The organism is Marimonas lutisalis (assembly GCF_005434965.1).
Taxonomy (GTDB): Bacteria; Pseudomonadota; Alphaproteobacteria; order Rhodobacterales; family Rhodobacteraceae; genus Marimonas_A; species Marimonas_A lutisalis.
Map to the genome: position 1 here is coordinate 822,810 of NZ_SKCI01000001.1, position 23,719 is coordinate 846,528.

Consider the following 23,719-nt stretch of genomic DNA (forward strand, 5'->3'; position numbering starts at 1 on the left):
GGCATCGCACTCAGCATTGCGGGCAGCGCAGGGTTTTCGGGCAGCTTTGCAGCAGCAGCCGGTGTCGTGCTGAACAACGTGGGCCAGAATGTCGAAGCGATGATTGTCGATGTCGATCTGGCCAGTGGCCAACAGGTCGTCGCCAGCGGCGAAGTCGTGGTCGAGGCCGTCGACAATGTCACCTTGACCGCGGATGCGCTGGCCCTGTCCATCGCGGCCTCTGCGGGTTATTCCGGCGCGTCGGTTTCGGTAGCTGCGGCGGTGGCGGTCCAGACGCTGACCGGGGTCACTCTGGCCAAGATCAGCAATTCGCGGGTCGATGCCAATGGCGGGGGCGTCACCGTCCTTGCTAAGAGCGAAAGCGACCTGACCGCGTCGCCCGAGGCTGTTGCGGTGTCCGCAACCATCGCCCTAGCAGGTCTCGCGGCCGCGGGGTCGGGTGCGGTTGGCGAGAACTCGGTCACCCGTTCGGTCGGGGCCAAGGTTGAAAATGCCGCGCATGTGACGGCATCGACCGGTGTGAATATCGAAGCGCATGATACATTGACCGTCGCCACGGATGTCGTGGCCATTTCGGTCGCGATCGGTCCGGTGGCCATCGCAGTCGGCATCGGCATCGGCCGGTCCAAGGTTTCGACACAGGTCGAGGCCGTGGCGGATGGCAGTCAGGTAGTCGCCGAGAATGGCAACATCCTGATCGACGCCGATTCCACGCATCTGAACGGGGCCGTGGCCACCAGCGTCACCATTGCGTCGATTTCCGCCGGTATTGGCGGAGCAGCGGCGGGCGGCGAGGCCAAGACGGTGGTGGACACCGATGTGACCGCGCGGGCCACCAACGCGGTCCTGACTGCCAGCGGTCTGGGCGTGGGCCTGATCGACATCGATGCGGACAGCACCGATTATGCCAAGGCCGATATTCTTGGCGTGGCCGGTGGTCTGGGCTTTGGTGTCTCGGTCCTGTCGGCCGATGCCAAGGTCGAAGGGTCGACCAACGCGATTATCGACGGCGTAACCACCGTGACAACGAACGGCGCGCTGGATGTGACCGCCGACAGTATCGCGCAGGCATTGCCTTCGGGCGACTCTGTCGCGGTCGGTGGAATCGCGGGTGCCGTGACGATCATGAATGCCGAGGTGAATCGCGTGACTGACGCGCATGTTGGCGAACAGGTCCGCCAGGGCTTTATCGTTGATACCCGCTTTGACACCGTCACGCTGGACGCGCAGGACGTGCCGCTGGTCGACGGCGAGATCGTGACCTATTCCTCTGGCGGTGGCACGGCCATCGGCGGGCTAAGCAACGGGGCGCAATACTATGTGCTGCTTGGTGAAAGTGGGCGCATCCAGCTTGCGGAAATCCTGGACGACACATTGGTCATCGGCAACCAGACCAAGGCGGTAACGACGGGTGAGGCGCTGGTTTACAGCAAAGGGGACGCCGGAAACACCGCCATCGGCGGACTGAGCGATGGCGGAACCTACTATGCGATCGTTCTTTCGGACGGCAAGATCAGGCTGGCCAGCTCGTTGGCCAATGCCCAGAACGGCAACGCGATCAACCTGACCTCTTACGGGTCGGGCGACGGCCATGAACTGGCGCGGACCGGGGCCGAGACCATTGTCTTTACCCCGAACGAACCCGAGGTCGACGAAGATTATCTGGCGCGAGAAGCCATCGACCTGACCTCGCTTGGGACTGGGTCCAACCACAGCTTTGGCCGTGTCGGCGTTGCAGATGTCGATAGCGTGGAAACCGACGAGAACCGTCTGGTTCTGGTTGATGATGCCGGCGCACCAATGCAGACCGGTGAACAGGTGGTCTATAATACCACCGGGACGGCGATCGGCGGGCTGGTCGACGGCGGCACCTACGTCACATTTGTGGGTGAGAACGGAACCGTACAACTGGCCGAACTGGCCCCGACCGGGCCGGTCGTGAATGTCGGCGCCAACACCATTTTCGTAGGTGAACTGGACGTTGACTTTGAGGACGGCGATATTGTCACATACGACAATGGCGGCGACACGTCCGTTGGCGGCCTCGTGCATGGCCAACAATATATGGTCATCGCGGGCGATGACGACGGCTATATCCAGTTGGCCGAGATCGTCATCGGTGTCGTAAACGCCGAAGATGACAGCCTTGATCTGGCACCACCGGCCACGGCCTTCGTCACCGGCGAAGAAGTCGTGTACAACGCAGGCGGCGGCACCAATGTCGCGATCAACGGCCTGACGGATGGCGGCACCTACTATGTCATCGCGCTGGGCGGGGGAGAAATCCGTCTTGCGGCAACGGCCGACGATGCAACTAACGGCATCGCGATCGATCTGCTTTACGCGGGTGTCGGCACTGGCCACGAACTGGTTCGCGACGGTCTGCCGACCATCACGTTCGACGCTTCGGCAGTCGCGGCGGACCAGAACGTCACCAACGGGAACGAGATCAACCTGACCACGACCGGCGTGGGCGACGGGCATTCGCTGCTGCGCAGCCTGCATGACGATGTGAGCTTTGATCAAACCATTGATTTGCCCGAAGATTACTATGTCCAGCTTGGCCAGTTCGTTGGTTTGACCTCGACCGGAACCGGCGATCACAGCCTGACGCGGACCGACGTGACCTCGGTGGCCTTCAACCCGAATGATTTGACGGGCGACGGGCTGACCTCTCCGGCGACGATCACGGTCGACCTTCAGGGGCAGGCGATGAACGTGACGGCCACGTCGCAATACATCGCCAAGGCGGACAGTCTGGCAGTCGGTGTCGGACTTTTGGCCGGTGCCACGGTCAGCAAGTCGTCGGCCAGCGTGGTGGGCGATACGCTTGCCTATGTGGGTGAATCGACAACTGTGTTGGCGAGCCAGTTGGACATCACCGCGACATCCGATGATCAGGCCTATTCGATCAACAACTTTTTTGCCCTTGCCGGCGGCCTGTCAGTCAACGTCACCATTGCGGATGCGACCATCGACAGCCGGACCGAGGCGTTTATCGGCACCCAGGCCGGTGAAATCCCGGGCGGTTCGGGCACCACGGTGACCCTGACCCAGGGCGCCGGTGGCAACGGGCGCACAACGATCGACGCCAATGGCAGCCAGCAGGCTGAGGCCAGTGCGGAAGGTCTGAGCGCCTCGTTCGGGATCGCTGTCAACGTGCTGCTGCCCGAAGCAGATGTTTCGGGCGCCGTGCGTGCATATGTCGGTGAAGGTACCACGTTGACCACCGACAAGCTGACGATCACTGCCGATGGCGACGTGATGGACGCCACCGCCGAGGTGACGTCGGGCACGATTTCGGGCTTTGCCTCGGTCAGCGTTCTAAGCTCGCTGGCCAAGGTGACCGGTGAGGTCGAAGCCTTTATCGGTGCCCATAATGACCAAGGGGCAAGTGCGACTTACGCGCCGTCGATCAACGTTGTCGGCACGGGTGGCCAGACCGATGATGGTGAGGTGATCATCGCCGCGGATGCGACAATGGATGCGTTGGCCGACACGATTCTGGTCGGGGCCTCTTTCGGGATCACGGTCAGCGCGGCTCTGCCACGAGCAGAGGTAACCGGCGCGACCCGGGCCTATGTGCGCGACGGAGTGTCGATGACGGCTTCGCTGCTTGACATTGACGCAGGCAGCGACACCGACGACGTCAAATACAATGCAACGACGACAACATTCCTGCTCAGCCTTGGCGGGATCGCCTCGGTCTCGATCCTGAATTCCGAAGCGATCGTTGACGGTGAGGTGTCTGCCTATATCGGCGCGCCCTTTGACGGCCCTGTAACCGGAGGCAGCGGGATCACCAACATCTCGGGCGCGGTGACAATCGACGCCTGGTCGGACATGAACGCAACCGCGGGCTATGATGATGAAAAGCCGGGCTTCGCTTCATTCAGCGGTAATCTGGCCGGCCTCGCCGCGATCAGCATCTTCGACAGCTACACCGAAGTGTCTGGTGACACCCGCGCCTTTGTCGGGCAGGGCGGTACGCTTTATGCGGATTCGCTCAATGTGAAAGCCGAGGGCGACTACGACTCGCTGTCGACGACACTCTCGGTGGCCATCTCGGGGGCGCTCAGCTATTCCGATGTCACGGCCACGGCCATTGTGTCGGGCAGTGTCGACTCGCATATCGGCTCTGCGTCCGGTGTCACGCCGAACGGCAATATCGGAATTGTGCATATCAACGGCGATGTCTTTGTCACCGCGATCGGCAAGATGTATGCCGCACCGAAAGTGACGACGGTGAACGTGTCCTTTATCGCGGCCGCCTCGTCGATCGACCAACAGGCCACCATCAGCGGTGCCGTGCGCGCCTATGTGGGGCAGGGGATCGATCTGAATGCGGATAATTTGACGATCCTTGCCGACACACCCTTTGTCGACGATGGCACCGTTGATCCCGACGATTATGGTATGGGTGCCGTGGCCAACAGCCAGAACCTTGCACTGTCCGGCTTCTTCACGGGTGGGTTCATCGAATCCAAGGCCGATATTACCGGTGCGGTCGAGGCCTTTATCGGGGCCGGGTCCAGCCAGCAGGCGACCAACGTGATGACCGATGTGGACATCACCGACGGCAGCATCAAGGTCGTTGCGGATAGCGACATGCGGGCCATCACCACGGTCGACAGCCTGTCGGCCACCGGCGGGTTGTCTTTGAACCTGTTTGAAAACAAGTCCACGGTTCAAGGGCGGACTTCGGCCTTTGTCCGCGATGGTGTAAACCTCAAGAGCGCTTCGCTGAACGTCAGCGCCGGCAAGCTCACGGGCAACGACGCCGTGATCAACCGGGCCGAGGCAGAGGCCAACGCCCTGAGCTTCGGCTTCCTCGCGGCGGCCACGAGCATGGAGCCAACCGCCGAGGTCAACAGCGTGATCGAGGCCTATCTTGGCGCCACCGATGGTGTTGCTGCGGGCGGGGATCCGAATGCGCTGATCCATGTCACCGGGGCTGTTGATACGCTCAAGATCCGTGCAGAAGGCGATATTGATGCCGTCGCGACTGCAGAGGGGCTTGGCCTGTCGGCGGGCGCGTCGATCAACCTTTTCTCGCCCACTGCAATCGCGGGTGGCCGCACCAGCGCCTATGCGGGCAACGGGGTCGACGTGCGCGCGGCGGATCTCAATCTTGATGCACATGGCGATGCCAATGCCGATGCCGAATTGCTGAGCGTTTCGGTCGGCGGCGGGGCATCCATTTCGGGCCTGTCACCGACGGCCAAGACCACCAACAATGTCGAAGCCTATGTGGGACGCAACGCCGACAGCACGCAGACCAGTCTGGTGGTGATCGACATTCGCGGGTCGGATGGCACGAGCCGCGGCACGATCGACGCGAATGCGACGGCCGATAGCTTGGCCAAGGCCGAAACCAACGGGTTCGACATCGCCGGCGGCGTTGCCGTATCGGTGTCGACTGCTGTCGCCGAAATGGCGGGTAAAACGCGCGCCTATATCGGCCGCTACACCGATCTGACGGCCGGTGACGTCAACCTGACCGCGACCGAACTGACCGCGCTGGCCGATGCCGATATGCAGGCGCTTGGCCTCAGCGGCCTTGCCACGGTCAGCGACCTCACAGCAGAGGCCTATGCGGCCCGCATTACCGAAACCTTCGTGGGGGACAACTCGGTCGTCAAACTTGGCACTTTCGATCTGACAGGCACCGCGACGAACGCAATCCTGAACGGAAACGACCCCGAAGCCATGGCCAGCGCGACGATTGGGTCGATCAACGCCTCGTTCGGCGTCACCGCGACCAGTTCCAACGTCAAGGCCGTGATTGGTTCGCGCGGTCTGCCGGGCAGCCAGGAATCCGCAACCCGGTCTTATATTGGCAATTCCGCCAATGTGACGGCGGAAAACGTCACATTGGATGCCATTGCGAAATCGACGCTCGAGGCCGATTTGTCGGGCTTCTCGGGGGCGGGTCTTGTAACGGTGACGAACAACACCACCGTGGCCAAGAACGCGCATGATACCGAAGTCTATATCGGTAACGGAAGCACTGTGACGCTGTCAGGCGATCTGAAAATGACGGCCGATGCTGAAACCAAGGCAAGCCCGCAATCGCGGACCACGACCCTTTCCGGTGTTGCGAACGTCACCAATTCGACCATCCGAACCGAGTTGGACAGCGACACCCGCGCCTATATTGGCAAGAACGGGACAACGAGCGCCGACAAGATCATCCTCAAGGCCGATGCCGAACACACCGCTGAGGCCGCCAACCTGCAGGTCGGTCTTTCGGGACTGGCCGATGTGGCCTCGCTCACCGTGGACGTCGTCGACAATGGCGGTGCGGAAATCCGTATCGGCGCAGAAGAAGGCGACGGATCCCCGGGCACGACGACCGTGACGTCGAACACCGGCAAGATCGACCTTGACGCGGTGCTGGTCTCGAATGTGTCCGCCATCACCGGGGCCACGTCGATTGGCGGGCTGGCTTCCTCTGTCAGTTCGGACACCACGGCCACCAACAATGCCAAGGCCATCGGCCGGATCGGCACGGGCGCCGATGTCCAGGCCGAGACCACGTTCAATCTTCAGGCGAAGATGACAGGTAAATCAGACAGTTCGGCGACATCTTTCTCGGGCTCGTTCGGGGCGACGGTCACCGATGCCGACACGACTTCGACCTTCGCGGGCGGTGTCGACATTTCGACCGGTAGCGGTGCGGTGAATGCCAAGGATGGCGTCACGGTCCGTGGCCTGGTGAACCATAACGGGTCGGATTACCTGCGCGTAAGCAACGGTTATGGCGCGATTGGGTCTGCCAGTTCCACCGGTATTGCCGGTCTGGCGACCGTCAATAGTTCGGTGATCGACGTCCACAACAATTCATCGGCCGAGCTGAATATCGGTTCGGGCATGTCGTTCACCGCGATCGATGACACCGACCCGCAGAACCTCACCTATGCGGATATCAGTGTGTCGCTGCGGCACGGCAATGAATCCATCGGAGCCTTGTCCAGCGGTGGTTTTGCCTTTGGGGCGCGTGTCTCTGATGTCGAGGCCAACGTTTACACGAACGGCACGACGACTCTGGGTTATGAGGGTGACGTGGGTGACGGCAACGCGCCTGCGGCCAACAATCTCAACGTTGACGCACAAACGCTTTCGACGACGGTTTCGACGATGCTCTCGGGCGGTGGCGCGATCTTTGTCAATCTCGATGCGGGCGACGCGTTTGCTGACACGGCGCACACGATGGATGTGACCTTTGGCGGTGCGAACAGCACGATGAACCTGTTGGGGAACATCCGCAGCTCTGGCAATCTGGTCACCGACTCCGATGCCAGCGCGCGCACCAATGGCGGTGCATTTGCCAGCGACACCGGCGTGACGACCACCGCGTCGGCCAACGGGACGGTGAACTTTACCGTCGGCGCGACCGACCATGTCGAAGCGGGCGGGCTGATTGAGCTCAAGGCAGAGCATGGTGGCGATGGCGGCGATGTGTCGGATGGTTCGGTCATCAGTTCGAATGATGCGGCCAACACGATCTCGTTCGGCAAGTCCGATCTAGTGACCAGCGCACCCCATCTGTTGGAGACCGGGGCGACCATCACGTTCAATTCCTCTGACGATGCAGGGGTTGAGGAAGGCAAGGATTATACTGTTATCGTCACGAGCCCGACCGAGGTGCAGCTTGGCTCGCTCTTCGGATCAAGCGATATCAACTATCTCAAGGACGAAATCACGATCCAGAACCACGCGTTCGAACCCGGTGACAGGCTGATTTACAAGCAAGGCAGCGGAAACATCGACGGACTGTCGGATGGCGTGACCTATCAGGTCAAGGTGATCGACGAAAACACGATCAAGCTGCAATCGGATGGTTTCACCGAAACGACCGATACCTTCACGCGAAGCCAAGTGGATGCGGGCGACGACCGGATCGGTGGGTACACCAATCTCAACAACGACGATTTCGTGACTTACCGGCTGCCAGAGCCGCGCACATTCCTGTCGGAATTCGTCGATGCCAATGTGACGCTCGACAATCCGAATACGGATGCGAACGAATATTTGGCAACCCAGGACTTCTCGAATTCGGGCCGCATTTACGTGCCGGGCCACGGATTCACGAACGGGCAGGCGGTGATCTACACGGCGCTGAACGGTGTGAATGTTCCGGGCCTGACAAGTGGGCAAACCTACTACGTCGTGAATGGGGGGTCCAAGATTCCGGGTGACCCCGAGGGCGTCGGATATTATTCCGACTACAATTACATCCGCTTGGCGACGACCGAGGCCAATACCCGTAACATCTATGGCGATCACGACGCCGATGCGAATACGCCTGACCAGCTTATTGACGACGTTGACTTTATCAACGTGTCCTTCGTGAACAGCCAGAATGGCCATCAGTTGGTCGGTGTGGGTGAGCAGGCGATCGGCGGACTGGTTGAAGGCCGCAGCTACTATGTCGTTAACAAGAACAACGACGGTATTCAGCTCTCGACCACCCCCGGGGGGTCGGCCATCAATCTGTTCCTGAGCGGCAATACCGAGGCTGGCACCCATAGCCTGGTGACCGAAGGGGTTGATCTGAAATCCGGGTCGGGATCCAATCATTCGCTGATCTTCGATGTCGAAAACGGGCTTAGCGGCCGGTTCTCGGGTATCGGCGGTGCGGCGGCCTTTAACCTGCCGTCTTCGGCCGATGGTGTCGTGACCGGTTCGGCGGGCGGCGGCACAGGCGGCGCGTTCAACAACAAGGACTCCAAGACCTATGCCGCGCACCATGTCAGCACCAATTTGACGGTAACGGGTGGGGCGCATCTGCTTGCCAATGACATCAGCATCCTGACCAACAGCAAAGCGGGCGCAGTGGGCACCGCTGACGGCGGCGGCGGTGGCGGTATTTCGCTTGAAGGCGCCGAGGGTCATGCCACGGCGGTCAATATCAGCGCAATCGACCTTGAGACGGATGCCTCGATCACCGCTTTGAACGATCTGTTGGTGGATGGCACGATCACCACCTACGTGTCGTCCGAAGGCCAGACGACCAGCGGTTCGCTGCTGGGGGCCGGTGCGGACGGCAAGGCCTTCTCGCGCCTCTATTACGGCATTGATCAAGAGATCAACGCCGACCTGACGGCCGGGAATACGCTGGACATCTTCAACAACGTTGACAATTTCGCCAAGGCGAATGCCGAAGCCTATGGTGGCGGTATCTTTGGGGTGTCGACCAGCGTCGAAGCCAAGAGCTGGATCTACAAGGCATCGCAGATCAACACCGGCAACAGTTTCTGGAACAACCACAGCGTTAACAAGCTGACCAACTCGCAATACGACAAGTATCGTGGTGCCGAGATCACCGCACAGGGCAGCGCGGACCTGTTGGCGCGGGAAGTCGAGATCAACTCGCAGATCCTCCAGAATAACAGCGAGGCAACGACCAATACCACCGCGGGTGCCGCGGGTGGTTCGGCCGTGTCGAAATCGACCGCGGAGGTCTATAGCCACAACGAGGTGCGGCTGAGCCACAGCTCGGAAATCACCGGCAACGAAAAGATTGTCATTGAGGCGCATACCGACAACTCGACGGTCTATGCCAAGTCCAAGGCGCGGCTCTATGCCATCGGCGGGTCCACGCGTGCGAATTCAACCAATACGCTGGACAATGTGGTCAAGATCGAAGGCCATTGGGAAGCCATCCTGCGCACCGCCGATCTGGACGTCAATGCGCTGGAAACCAGCAGTTCGAACACGCGTGATCGCAGTCCGGGCGGCGGCTATATCGGTCCGCGCCACAAGGGTGGATCAAGCTCGACCAGCCAAGATCGCGATATCTTCTGGGAAGCACATGTCATCCTGCTGGGTGAACCGAACCCGGTTCTGGAAATCGACAGCGATGGTGTCATCACCAAGCTCACCAACATCTCGTTCCTTGGCGTCAATGCCGGCAAGGGCGTCGGCGACACTCTGGAGGCTGCCGATGGTTCGAACCCGCAGGTGGTGATTGATAACATCATCTTTGACCAGGCGGGCGACGCGACCTTCTACGCCAACGGGTCGATTGGCCGAATCTGGGGTAACGAGGGCCTGATCGAAAGCCAGCGGTCTTGGAACTATGTGACGATCCTGAACGACTCGGAATTTGATCTGGTGATCAACCATATCGACACGATCGACGGGTCTGCCGCAGTCAAGGTCAAGGTCGAAAATATCCCCTATGATGGCAGCAACGACGACAACAATTCGAGCCTGAGCGCCGACACTTTTGGCAACACGTTCGAGTTCGCGTTGAACCTCTTCTATCCGAAGACCCATGTCGAGATTCGCAATCGCGATGCGAACCAGACCGGGTCGGATATCATCTTGCTGGGCGGGATAGAAAACACGCTGGGCCTGACGACGATCGAAAACGAACGCGGCAGCATCCGTGCGGACGAAGAACATCTGCGCGTCGCCGACAATCCGGTCGACAAGCCCGATGTCGACATCCCGGCGATCTTTGAAGAAGCGCTGATCCGCACCAACCGGATCGATCTGGATGCCTCGGTTGATATCGGCAACCAAAGCAGCACGTCGGGTCAGGCCCGCAAGGCGGTTGTGGTCGAACTTATCCGCATCACCCATGCTACTGAGCCGGGTGATACGCCGACTGAAAGCGAAGTGTCCTTTACTGCGGATGCCGACGGTGACACGGTGATCGATCTGACCTTTACGGATCGGTCCTTGGTCACGGCAGCAAGTTTCGCCACCGTGGAAATCGAGAGCCTGACAGCAGGCGACGATGTGGATGTCGTGATCAACGACTCGCGCGTCGGCGATGCCGTTTCGGAAATCGACGGTGTTACGGTGCAGACCTTTACACCTTCGATCAACCTGACGACGCCGCAAGCGCGCTCGGGCACCTATTTCACCTATTGGAGCCCGGATACCGGTGATGGCCAGGCAACTTATGACTTTGTCGGGCGCAGCTTGGGCACGACCACCTACCAGACGCCCGGTGACGACACGTCGGCCGAGGTGGCGATGACCGAGGTCGATTCGACCTATATCTTCGCCAATGTCCGGGCGGGTGACGACATCGACATCGGTCACGTCAGCACCAACGACACCTATACGGGGGCCGAGAACCGCAGCTACCGGACGACGGATATCGACTTTATCTCGTTCAACGGGTCGACCAAAACCTGGGATGTTGACGTCACACCGTCCACGTCCAGCACGACGGTCAATTTTGTTGTCTATGGCGACGTGAACTGGTCGCAAGGCAGCAGCGATGACGGGACCGAACAAATCTGGCTGACGACCAATGGCTTTATCGAGGCCACCGAACTGTCCGGCAACATGCTGGTCGGCCATATCCATTCGACCGATGACGATGTGACCTTGTGGTCGCCCGCCCGCATCCTTGATGCGGACGGACAGCCGACGGTCGATGTGTCGGGTGTCAACATCACGATGTATACCGGCGTGGCTACCGGCGGCGGTACGACGCCGGGCGGTCTGTCGATTGGTTCGGGCACGACCACTCCATCCGAAGGCGGGATTGGTGAGGCCGGCGATTTCCTTGAAATCAATGTCGACCGCAATGATGACGGTGGCGCCACGGGCAACAACCTCGACGCCTACGATGTTGAAAACGTGGGCTCGCATGGCGGTATCTTTATCGACGAACTGACGGGCGACCTGCGCATCGGACAGGTGGAAACCAACGAAAACGTTGCCCTGCGCACCGTCGATGGGTCTATCTTCGACCGGCCGGAAAACGGCGGAGAAGATGCCACCGATGCGGATATCCTGGGCCAGGCGGTCGATCTTGACGCCAATGGCGCGGTGTCCAGCATTGGTGAGGCCGGCAACGATCTGGAGATTGACTCGCGTCGCAATTCGGCCGGGGACGACAGCTTTGTCGGCGTCGACCTGAACGACGCGCTGCGCGATGTCGCGCTGGAAGCGTCGATGAACATCTTCCTGACGGAAACCGATGGCGCCCTGCGCCTTGCTCTGGCGCATGCCTTCTATGGCGCAATCCGTCTGACGGTCCGCGAAAGCGGCGAAACTGACGAACATCTGTTCCTGGTCGACAGCGGATCGGCACGCTTTGCAGAAAGCAACGGTCGTAATCCGGGGGATCAGACAGATGCGCCGCGTGCCATCGACAACGGCATGATCTTTGCCGAATGGGGCAGCGTGACGCTGCTGGTGGGCGACAATATTGCCGTTGATCCGAACGCCAAGATCTGGGCCGGCGAGGATATCACCATTCGCGGTGACGCCAACTGGACCGATGGCGTGGAAAGCGCATCCGACCCCGACAGCAATATGGCCAATGACTTTGGCACCACGATCATCCTGCGCGGCGAAATCATCGCAGGTGCGGGCGTGCATACGGGCAATGATTTCTACGGCAATGACGGCTACAGCGGCGGTCAGACGGGCGACCCGGCCATTGGTCATGTTTCGGCAGACTACTTTGCGCCCACGCACACCACGTGGATCTTCGGCAATACCGGGCAGGACCTGATCCAGTTCGGTGACGAAGGCGGTGCCGCAGGCGGCATCGGCGAAGACGATCCGGGTTACATCTACCTCGGGTCCAAGACCCGGGCCTATGGGTCGAATACCGTGCCCGCCATCGGAACCGGCACCCAAGGGCGGAATCTGTCCACAGGGGACGAGGGAGAAGATCTGTTCCGCGTCTATTACCTGCAGGATACTGCGACCGTGACGACGCCATGGCAGCTCGATATGCTTGAAGGGCTGGGTCAGGATCAGGCGGAACATACTTTGACGCTGGACGGTCAGGCCGATAGCGACACCTACGAAGTGTTCGTGCTTGGCTCGAACGGCGAAGATGTCCGCAACGTTCTGGTAAACGCGCTGGACACCGGCGGCGACAATGATGGCGTGGACGAGCTGCATATCTTTGCGCCGTCCAAGTCCAATGACCAGCCCGACGGCACCGACGATATCTTCCTACTGCGGGCCATGCAGAACATCCACAATGAAAACGTGCATCGCCCGGGATTTGTCGCGCTGCTGCACGGCTCGGTCGATGAATACAAGGATATCGTCCAGAACAACGAAGACAGCGCCGAATCCGTGCGTGTCCAGTACGATAGCGGCATCAACGGCCGCCTCGTGGTCGAAGGCCGCGAAGGCGATGACCAGTTCTATTCCGATGATGTGACCGTGATCACGACTCTGGATGGCGGGGCTGGCCATGACAGCTTCCAGATCGGTCAGATCTTTGGCCAGAACAGGACGCTGGACGCCAACATGTTGCCCAATGATGTCTTCCCCGAACTGGTGGCGACGACCCGTGGCTGGCTTAGCCCGGGCTCCACCGCGCCGCTGATCGCTCAGGGTGGCACGGGCAATGATACGTTCCGCGTCTATTCCAACCAGTCCGAGCTGCGGCTTGAAGGCGATGACAACAACGACCTATTCATTATCCGCGCCTTTGCGCTGGCAGCGACGACCGACTTTGACTGGGATGGCAGCGGTGAGATCGACAAGGCCGATCTTGACGCCGGCGTTGCGGTCATGGAGGCGCTGGAGGAAATCCGTCTCGACGGCGGGTTGACAATCAATGCCTCGATCGACGAATTGACCGATGCCGATGTGGACGGGTTCTCGATCCAGATCGACAACGACTGGCGCCAGGACCTGAAGGACCAGATGGCCATCAACGGGGCCAGCTCGTTCAACATCAACAATGACTTCGGGATCAACTATCTTGACCTGATGCTGACCGAAACCACGTCGGACGACACGATCGTTCTGGACGAGGACGGTGTCGCGACGCCGCAAATCGGACTCGGATTCTCGGTCGCGCAGGCGCCTGACATCCGCGCTGGCGGCGGTCAGGACGAAGTCCGCTATAACGTCAATGCGCCGGTCAGCGTCGATGGCGGCACGGGCTTTGACAAGATGGTGATCCTTGGCACCGAATTCGCCGACGACATCGTGATCCGCGCCGATGGCATCTTTGGCGCAGGGCTGAACGTGCGTTATTCGACGATGGAAGTGATCGAGGTCGACGGGCTCGAAGGCGATGACGAATTCTTTGTCGTCTCGACAGCGTTCGGTGTCAGCTATCGTGTCATTGGTGGTCTGGGCTCTGACGTGATCAATGTCGGCGGCGACGTGACCGAAGATATCGTCACCCGCGAACTGGAAGGCGCGACCGGCACGGTGAACCACCTCGTGACGTCGGATGACGTGCTTTATAACGGCCTGGTGGTCGACGGCTTTGACTACAATGTCGCCCGCGACGGCGAAGGTCTGGTCGTCATCAACGAAGAGACCGCGAGCGATACCGCATCGCCCGGCCGGACCGTGGTGGGCGAAGAGGCAAACGTTCTTGACCAGTTCGCCGACTATTACGAAATCAGCCTTGCGCAATTGCCGACCGACACGGTCTATGTGACGGTTTCGGCGGCGCGCAGCTTCCAGGAAGAGCGGACGCTCGACCCGATTACCGGGCTGCCCTATGACCTGAACCCGGACTTCCTGACCGATGCGCTGGGCAAGTCGATCTGGTTGTCGGCGGTCGATCCGGGTGGGGTTGTCACCGATACCGATTTCCAACGGGAAATGTATATCAACGGCGTTAAGGCCTTTGTGTCGCAGAATGCGATCACCTTTGAATTCAACGCGGGCAACTACAATACGCCGGTCGGTGTCTGGGTCTTTGCCCCCGATGATGACCGTTCCGAAGGGGACCGCGTGACGGTGATCCAGCACAGCGTGATTTCGAATGACACCGCTTATGACGGCATCGACGTGCGCAACGTCGAGGTCGAGGTGCGCGACAATGATACGCCTGGCATCAAGGTGCGCGAGCTTGACGCCGCCCGCAACGAAGACGGCCGGACGGTTGTCGTCGAAGGTGAAGGCGGGACCGAGCTGTCGGATCTGCTGGGTCTGTCGCTCTCCAAAGACCCCGCGCTGAATGAAAGCGTGACGGTGAACCTCGTGGTCGATGACGACAGCGACAAGGCGCTGCGGTTCACCAATGTCGACAGCGACAGCCGCCTGACGCTCTACACGACGGCCGAAAAGATCGCCAATTCCGCTGGCCGGACGGATGGCAAGGTCTTGATCGGTTACATGACCTTTGCCAATGACGGCAGCGCGGGTTGGGATGATGAGATCATCGTTCAGGTCGACGCACGCAACGACTATATCCGCGAGGATCTGGAATACGGCGTCATCGAATTCGAAGACGCTGATCCGAACGACGACTACGTCTTCCCGAACCTGCGGTCGGGCTTCCAGTTGATCGATGTCGAAGTCTATGACAACGAAACCTCAGGTGCGGTCGTGCTTGAAGCGGGCGGCAAAACGCTGTTGGTGCCGGAAGATTCCAGCACGCCTGCAATCGAACAAGAGAACGATTATTACGATCTGCGCCTGACACGTCAGCCTGACGAAAATGTCGACGTCGCGATCGTGACCGATGGGTTGGCCGATGTGGTATCGATTGATGGGGTCTCCGTATCACCTGATGGCTATGCGGTTGTCGGTGGCCTGATCACGACTCAGATGTATGCCGGTCAGTTGCTCTTTGACGATGACGGGACGAATCTTACTCTGACCCGCGGCCCGGGAGCAGACTTTGGTAGCTTTGTGGACGAAGGGTTCTTTGGTGCGCAAGGCGATGTCGATGGTCAACGCATCCAACTGGCTGGGACTGCGGGCTTTGACGGCGAATACATGATCCTGTCGCTGTCCGACGACGGCCTGACCATGACACTGACCGCCGAGGTTGGCGACGTGGCCGGTTGGTCCACCTATGAAACTGAGGATGTGCTGACGATTTCGGACATTGCCGAACAAGGCATCTTTGAAGGGACCGTAACGGTCGGCGAAGAAACCGATCCCAAGGCCTTCCCAGGCGTCTTCCTCGAACGGGGCCTGATTGGCGCGCAAGAGGGCTGGCTGGCCGATGGCTTCCTCGAAGGCATGTGGGTGCGGATCATCTCTGACGGACAGGCCGATATCGAGGCCAAGATCCAGCTGATCCGTGGCGACAACGACGACAAGGATGCCAAGCTGCAAGTGATCCGGGCGACCAGTGGCGGTTTGGATGTCGATCTGACGACCTCCTACCTTGCTGGCGGTGCGGACGTGACCGTGGTGCGGATCGCGGCCGAGGCGACCTTTACCGATGCGGACTGGTACGATCTGAAACGGATCGAGCTTCAGGCAGACGAAGAATATGTTGTTCCGCCGACGCGCGAAGGGGTCAAGATCTTCCCCGTCCAGACGCACCTGCTGTCCAAACTGCGTGGACCTCTTGCTGTCGAAGGTGGCCCTGCGGGCGCAGACCGTTCGCTGACTGCGGGCGTCAAGCTGCCGGGCGAAACCGACGAGTTCCTGATTGCGATCGGGGCACAGCCGCCAGAAAGCCAGCAGGTCGATGTGCTCAACATCTTCAACGACTCGAGCCTCGCGGACACGTCGGGTGTTCTGACCCAGACCACGCTGACAGGCTTTGGCATGGCCAAGGATCTGGTCTTTGAAAACGTGGTTGGTCCGCTGCATGGCGAAGCGGCCGAGGTCGAAGGGGCGACGGATATCGTCGTTCCGGGCGGCATCAGCTTTGGTAAGGTGAACTATGGCGCGGCCAGCGTCGGCACCGATGGCGCGCAATCGACCATCGAAGTCGTGAACATCATGCTGGGCCAGGGCAACGACTATATGGACGTGAACGGTACGCTTGATCCGGCGCCGTTCGTATCGGCACAGAATGAGTTCGACTTCTTTGATATTGGCAGCGACCCGGACGAAGAGGACGCTTGGGGCGCCTATTACACCGTTCGGTCCGATATTCTGGACTGGAAGGCCGAGGGCTTCCTGCCCGGCCAGACAGTCACCGTTGACGGCTTCCCGAACGTTCAGTTCACCGTGGTCGAGGTGGGCGACGCGGTTTACCGCGATGGCAATGGCCTCACGGTTGATGATGGCATGGGCAACCTTCTGCGCGACCCGAACGACAATTCGGTTCTGGTGCTTGAACTGGCGGCCGGGTCGGTCACGTCGAGCCTGATTTCGGCCTTTGATGAAGAAGTGCGCCTTGTGGCCATCGACGCGCTCGTGCTCGACTTCTACACCTATGGTGTCGAGGAAACCGCCGAGGGGGCAATCCTGTCCGGTGTCGATTGGGAGGCCGAAGGCTTCCTCGAAGGGCACCTGATCAACATCGGTGGCGAGGACGGCAGCTTTGACGAGGCGGTGCAGTACCGCGTGCTGTCGATTTCCGAGACCTCCTCGATGGAGATCCTCGGCGATCCGATCGCGGATGCCACAAGCGTCAGCAGCAATATCTGGGTGCAAGGCCCGCATGGCGCGTTGACCGTGCTGCATGGCGGCGGCAACCTGCCGGTGGATACGGTCGGCGACCTGTCGATCCAACCCATCCCGGACTTTGATGGCGACGAAAACGGCGACAGCGCGCTGCTGCGCCAGGACGGCCGCGGCTGGGTTGAAAACGGGTATAAAGAGGGCGACATCATCCAGCTGGATGACGAAGAATTCACCCGTACCGTGCTGGGCTTCGGCGATGCCACCGACTATGGCTATGTCGCGCCCGAAGATGCCGCCGCATCGTGGGGTGAGGGGGCGATTCTGATCCTGTCGGGTGACTCGGTGGCTGACGATCTGCTCGATATCCACAAGTCGATCCCGCTGCGCACCGAAGTGACAACCACCGTCGAGTTGCTGAATGACCAGCTGACCAACCTTGATGGCGACTGGAGCGACTTCAGCGTGGGTGACATCCTGTTCATCGAGGGCATCCCCGGCGGTTTCGAAATTGTGGCCAAAGACACCAACGTCATCACGCTGGGCGGTGCCGCGATCCATAAATGCGTCATCGAGCCGGGCAGCGAAATCACGGTCTACAGCATCGACGTCACCCGCGACGCGGGATTGGGCGGCATGGTGGGCGGCGATCACTTCGTTGTCGGTCTGGCCGAAGGCGCCGATCCCGAGACCAGCGTGCTGGCCGGGTCGCACAGCCCGCTCGTGATCTATGGCGATACCAGCCAAGATGGCGTGTGGTATTCTGGTCATCCGGGCGATCGTCTGGGTCAGGAATTCGGACCCAAACCGTTCAACCCGTTCCCGCATCTGCCCGACGAAGAGAACGAAGATGACGAGTGGGTGTTCCCGCTGGCCAATCCGTATGTCTATGCGGGCCATGACATCATCGACGCTTCGGCGCTGTTCACCCAGCGTCCGGTGCAATCGGTGGGCCTGACCGCCTATGGCGGGGCGGGCAATGACCTGATCATCGGCTCTCAGGCGGGTGACCATCTGGCAGGCGGGTCCGGCGATGACACGATCATCGGCCACGATGGCAGCGACCACATCTATGGCGACAGCGGGTTCAATGTGAACATCATCACCCGCGCGCTGGACGTGGCGACCATCGACAACAGCCCGGCGCCGACGGTCGATCCGACCCTTGGTTCGTCTGACCAGACCTTCAAACCGATCAAGGTTCAGGCGCCAATGCGTGACGACATGGTTGCCGGTCAGGACGTCATCTATGGTGACACGATCACTGGCGACGACGAGATCACGCCGAATATCATCTTCGGTGATCACGGCGAAATCCTGATGTGGGTCGATGATCCGAACCTACCGCCAAACCTGCTGCAGCGGATCGAAACGACGGATCTTACCCTTGTGCTGGAAATCAATTCCAAGGAATTCCAGAACGGGGCCGACGATACCATCTTTGGCGGCGCGATCGAGGACATCCTGATCGGCGGTGCCGGCAATGACATGATTGACGGTCGCGGCGACGATGACCTCATGTTCGGCGACAACGTCTTCCTGAAACGCCGTGCCGCACCGGCAACGCCGCTTTTGGGTGGCGATGTGACCAGCCTGCGCTTCCAGGCGTTGGCAGGCACGTTGATGTATTCGCGGACTGACCGGAACTCGTCGTTCTACATGGGCGAATATGCAGGCACAGGCGGCGATCTGCTGACCACGGCCGAATTCGCTTACGATGAAACCGGCATAAATTCGCTGGGTGAGGACAACGCGGGTCGTTTGATGACCAACGGTGTGGCCTATACCTATCGCGATCCCGAAGGTGTCGACTGGTGGGCCGAGTACGAAATCGAATACGCCATCTTCCACAACTTCGCGGTGGAATACGGCGATGCCGGCCAGAACAGCTTTGGTAACGATTACATGGCCGGTGGCGCGGGCAACGACCAGATTTTTGGCCAGATGGGCCATGACTGGATCCAGGGCGACGGCTCGATCGACTCGGCGGTGGCCAATGGCGACCACGTGGGCGCGGCCCGCGTGCCCAACTTGGATGACCCGATCGTCAAGGACCCGCTGGGCCCGTTGAACGTCGTGGCCAGCTTCGAAGCCCTGACGGATGGTCAGGACTATATCGAAGGCGGCGGCGGACGTGACGTGGTCTTTGGCGGTCTTGGTCAGGACGACATCGTTGGCGGCGCTTCGCACTTCTTCAACCTTGACGCCCGCGATGATCTGGACGTAATCCTGACGGACCTCGGCCTGACGGATCTTGAGAAGGGCATGGTGCTGAACAACGGCAGCTTCTTCCGTCCTGACAGCGACGACTGGCTGTTTGGCGGCGCTGGCACGCAGATCAGCCGCAACAACGGTTTCGCCCCCGATGCCAACCCGATCTACGAAGACGGCGAGCTGGTACAGGTGGGGGACGACGTTCTGACCACCGACATCGAACTGCAACCCTCTGAGATCGCCGAGGCCTATGCCTCCAAGCATGGTCGCGACAGCGATGCCATCGTCGGGGACAACGGCGATATCATCCGGGTCGTCGGTGTGCAGGGGAATGACGTGAACCCGGATATCGATCTTAACAACCCGCTCTATGTCGAATTCAACTACGACAATTACGGCGGTGAAAAGATCGTCGTTCGCGGTATCCGCCTGATCGATTACACGCCGGGCGGGCCGGACTTTGACGACAGCCGGTTTCACACCGAACAGCCGGGCGCTTATCAGATGTGGTCCGAAACCTGCGACCCGACTGACGGTTTCTGGTCGATGGATATCGGTGGCCATGACGAGGTGCACGGCGAAACCGGGGATGACTTTATCTACCTCGGCGGCGGCTGGGATCGTGCCTTTGGCGATGCCGATGACGATGATATCATCGGTGGCTGGGGGCACGACTGGATTTCCGGCGGCACCGGGATGGATGGCATCCTTGGCGATGACGGACGTATCTTTACCAGCCGGAACAGCGATGCGGAGAATCTGGTCTCGCCCGGCGGCGACAAGCTGAACGAAAGCCTGTCGGGCGTACTGTCGCTGCTGGGCCGTGATCAGGATACCCGTACCAGCCAAGGCAACGTGCTGAACGAACTGATCCGCACACCGGGCAACGTCCAGGTTGAACTGATCAACGTCGAAGGCGAACTGAAGAAGCAGGTCGACCTGACACCGTTCGAACTGACGGGCCATAACTGGGTGGTGGACGATCCGCTGCTGGCCAATCCCAAATACGCCGATGACGTTATCTTTGGCGGTCTTGGCGTTGACTGGCTGCATGGTGGCGCGGGTGACGACGCGATCTCGGGTGCCGAAGCGCTGGATGACAGCTATGCGCCGCGCTTTAATCAGCTGTCGGACGAAAACGGTAATCCGCTTGTCGATGAAAACGGCGATCCGGTGATCGGACTGGTCGGTCTTTACAAGTCCGATTTCTCCAGCCCGTACAACCCGGTGGATATCCTCAAGTTCGGCGACGACACCGATCCGTGGAACAACCCGACGCCGGTTCGTCAACGGTTGGGCGAATTCTTCCTCTATGACGAATATGATCCGCGCCGCGTGATCCTGTTCGACACCGAGGATCCGAACCTCGTCTGGAAGGGCGACGCCTATGATCCCGATGGCAAGTTCCAGAAGGGTCAGTTGCTGCAGTACTTCCTCAACCACAATGACGACGAAGGCGTCAGCCAATTGGGCTATGTGGCCTTTAAACCCGATGGCCGCACTCCCGATCCCGATGTTGCGCCCGAGCTGCGCAATTCGGACGGCGACGATATGATCTTTGGCGATCTGGGCAATGACTGGCTGACAGGTGGCACGGGACGTGACCGGATGTATGGCGGCTTTGGCAATGACTTGCTACAAGCTGACGACGTGCTGGGTACGCTTGATCCGGACGGCGCGCAGCGCGAGCGGGGTCAGTTGCCGCTGGATACGACGGACCAGTCGCCCGACACCCACTGGCTCTATGAAGACCGGGCCTTTGGCGGTGCGGGTCTGGATATCCTGATCGGCAACACCAAGGGTGATCGCCTGATCGACTGGGTGGGTGAATTCAACAGCTTCATCGTACCCTTCGCACCCTTCGGGATCGCGACGGTCAGCCGTCAGGTGCCGCCGCACCTGTTCGACTTCCTCTACGCTCAGGCGTTCGGGGATGGCGCGGATATCACGCGGACCAGCGACACCGGCCAGCGCAACCACAACGACCGTTATTCGAATGTGGCCAAGCTCCAAGGCGGTATCTACGGCGAGATCGGCCTCGTGACACAGAAAGATCACGGTTACTGGCAGGATCAGACCGGCGGACCCACCGATCCGCAGGCGGGCAACGTGCCCGGTGGTCGCCGCGACGTGCTGCGCACGTCGGACTTCAACAACAACTCGGGTGATATCTTTATCCGTGACAGCGGTCAGATGACGGTGCAGGGCGGGGTGATGACACTGTCGGCAACGAACGACAGCCAGGCTTCGGCGGTCTATAACCTCGATGAATACCTGCCGGTCTACTATGAAGTCCGTGCGCTTGTCTCGACCGAGAAGCCGACCGGGGGTGCCAAGGCGAATGCCTATATCATCTTCGACTACAAGTCGGATATCGACTTCAAGTATGCAGGCATCAACATCTCGAACAACAAGATCGAGATGGGCTATCGCGATGCCACTGGCTATCACGAGCTGATCCAGTCGAACAAACCGGTCAAGATCAAGCCGGACCAGTTCTATAGCGTTCTTCTGGCCGTTAACGGGAACAACGTGACACTGCAGATCGACGGCGTGAACTGGTTCAACCACGATTATGTGCCAGAGCTTGACGAAGATGGTCTGCCAATCTCGCTCAACAGGGGCTTTGTGGGCTTTGCGACGGATGGCGGTGTTGCTTCGGTCGATAACTTCACCGTGCAGATTCTGCCGCCGGACTGGACGCTGGAGGCCGAAGATGACTTTACCGGCGCCGTGCGGAACGTCCCGATGGCGGTCGAGACAGGTGACTGGCAGCTGATCAATGGCGAATATGTTGCAGCGCTGGCCGGTGCGGACGCGGCGATCAGCCTTGTCGATCTTGGCGTCGATATCAACGCGAGCTCGATCATCGAGGTGGAAACCACAGTGGCACAAGGCGACTTGGGCGGTATCGTCTTCGACTATTACGACGACACCCGCTACAAGTTCGTCCTCGTGAATGCGGCCAATGACCTGATCTCGGTCGGGCACGTCGACGGCTTGAAAGAAATGGTCATTGACCAGACCTTTAGCGTGTCGCTGAATGCGGCCGAGGCGCAGCACCTCAAGTTGCGGACATCGGGCGCGTCGATCCAGCTTTACGCAAACGGGTCGCAGATTGGCAGCTACGGGTTCAACTCGGTGCTTGTCGATGGTGACTTCGGGCTGGTGACCTTTACCGGGGCCAACTTCGAAGATGTCGCGGTTCGCACCAATGATTCCGCTTTCGAAGTCGAAGAAGGGCTTCGTGCAACGTCGATGGGCGACGGCGATGTTTCGGTCCTGACCGAAGCTGAGCTGGTCGTTCTGAAGGCAGCGGCCATCGACATCATGGTGGATCGTCTGGGGCTGACCCCGGATCAGGAAGCCATGCTGCGGGCGGTCGATGTTACTGTCGCCGATCTGGGCGGCACGCTGCTGGGCCACGCCAACGACGACGGTATAGTCCTGGATGCCGACGCAGCGCGTCACGGCTGGTTCGTCGACCTCACGCCGCTCTCGAACGAAGAGTATGTGGCGGATGTCAACGGCCTGCTGCGGGCGCTGCCGGGGGCTGCAGCCGCCGGTCGGATCGACCTGCTGAGCGTGTTGACCCATGAACTGGATCACATGCTGGGTTCGGTGCACCTGTCCCACGCCGAAGAAGGCGACCTGATGGATAGCACGTTGGATCCGGGTCTGCGCCTGTCCTTCCTCGCAAACGATGAAGGCGAACCCGAAGCCGGTACCGATAGCCAAGGCACGCTGATCTATGATGATACGCTGGGTCGGTTCGTCACAGACGAAGGCTTGCGCCACATGACTTCGGCGCGGAAACTGGGGCTTGATCTGGGCCAGGGTGACGTGGTTGTCGAAGTGGCACAGGATCAGGAAACGTCAGGTGTCGTGGCCAATGTCGCCAGCTCGGTCGGACAGGCCGCACGTGAGGGTGAACGCCCACACGACGGCACGTCACCAAAACCCGGCGAAGGGCTGGTGGCTTGGGGGTGGTCGCATGATAAGGCTCCCGAGCTCCACCTGAGCGAGGGTGCTGCCATCGCTGACGCAGCGCGGTCACAAGAAGCACCCGGTAGCGTAGCGGGCTTGGCCGACGATGCCGGCGATACCGGCCGGGAGGAGGCTCCACAACCCGATGGAAAAGTCGAAACGCCCACAGAAGCGGTGGTAAGCTGGAAAGAGCGCAGCGGCCTCTTAACTCGGTTGACAAGCCTATTCCGGAAGTGATGCG

At 60.2% G+C, this 23,719-nt stretch carries 1 protein-coding gene (running past one end of the window); it reads left to right on the forward strand.

Annotation, left to right across the window (positions count from 1 at the left end):
• Window positions 1-23,715 carry the 3' portion of a hypothetical protein gene (locus E0501_RS03985; RefSeq protein WP_235857739.1) on the forward strand. 15,042 nt of this gene lie to the left of the window's left edge, so the window shows 23,715 of its 38,757 coding nt (coding positions 15,043-38,757); its start codon lies off the left edge, out of view; the stop codon is at window positions 23,713-23,715.
• The last annotated feature ends 4 nt before the right edge of the window (window positions 23,716-23,719 follow it).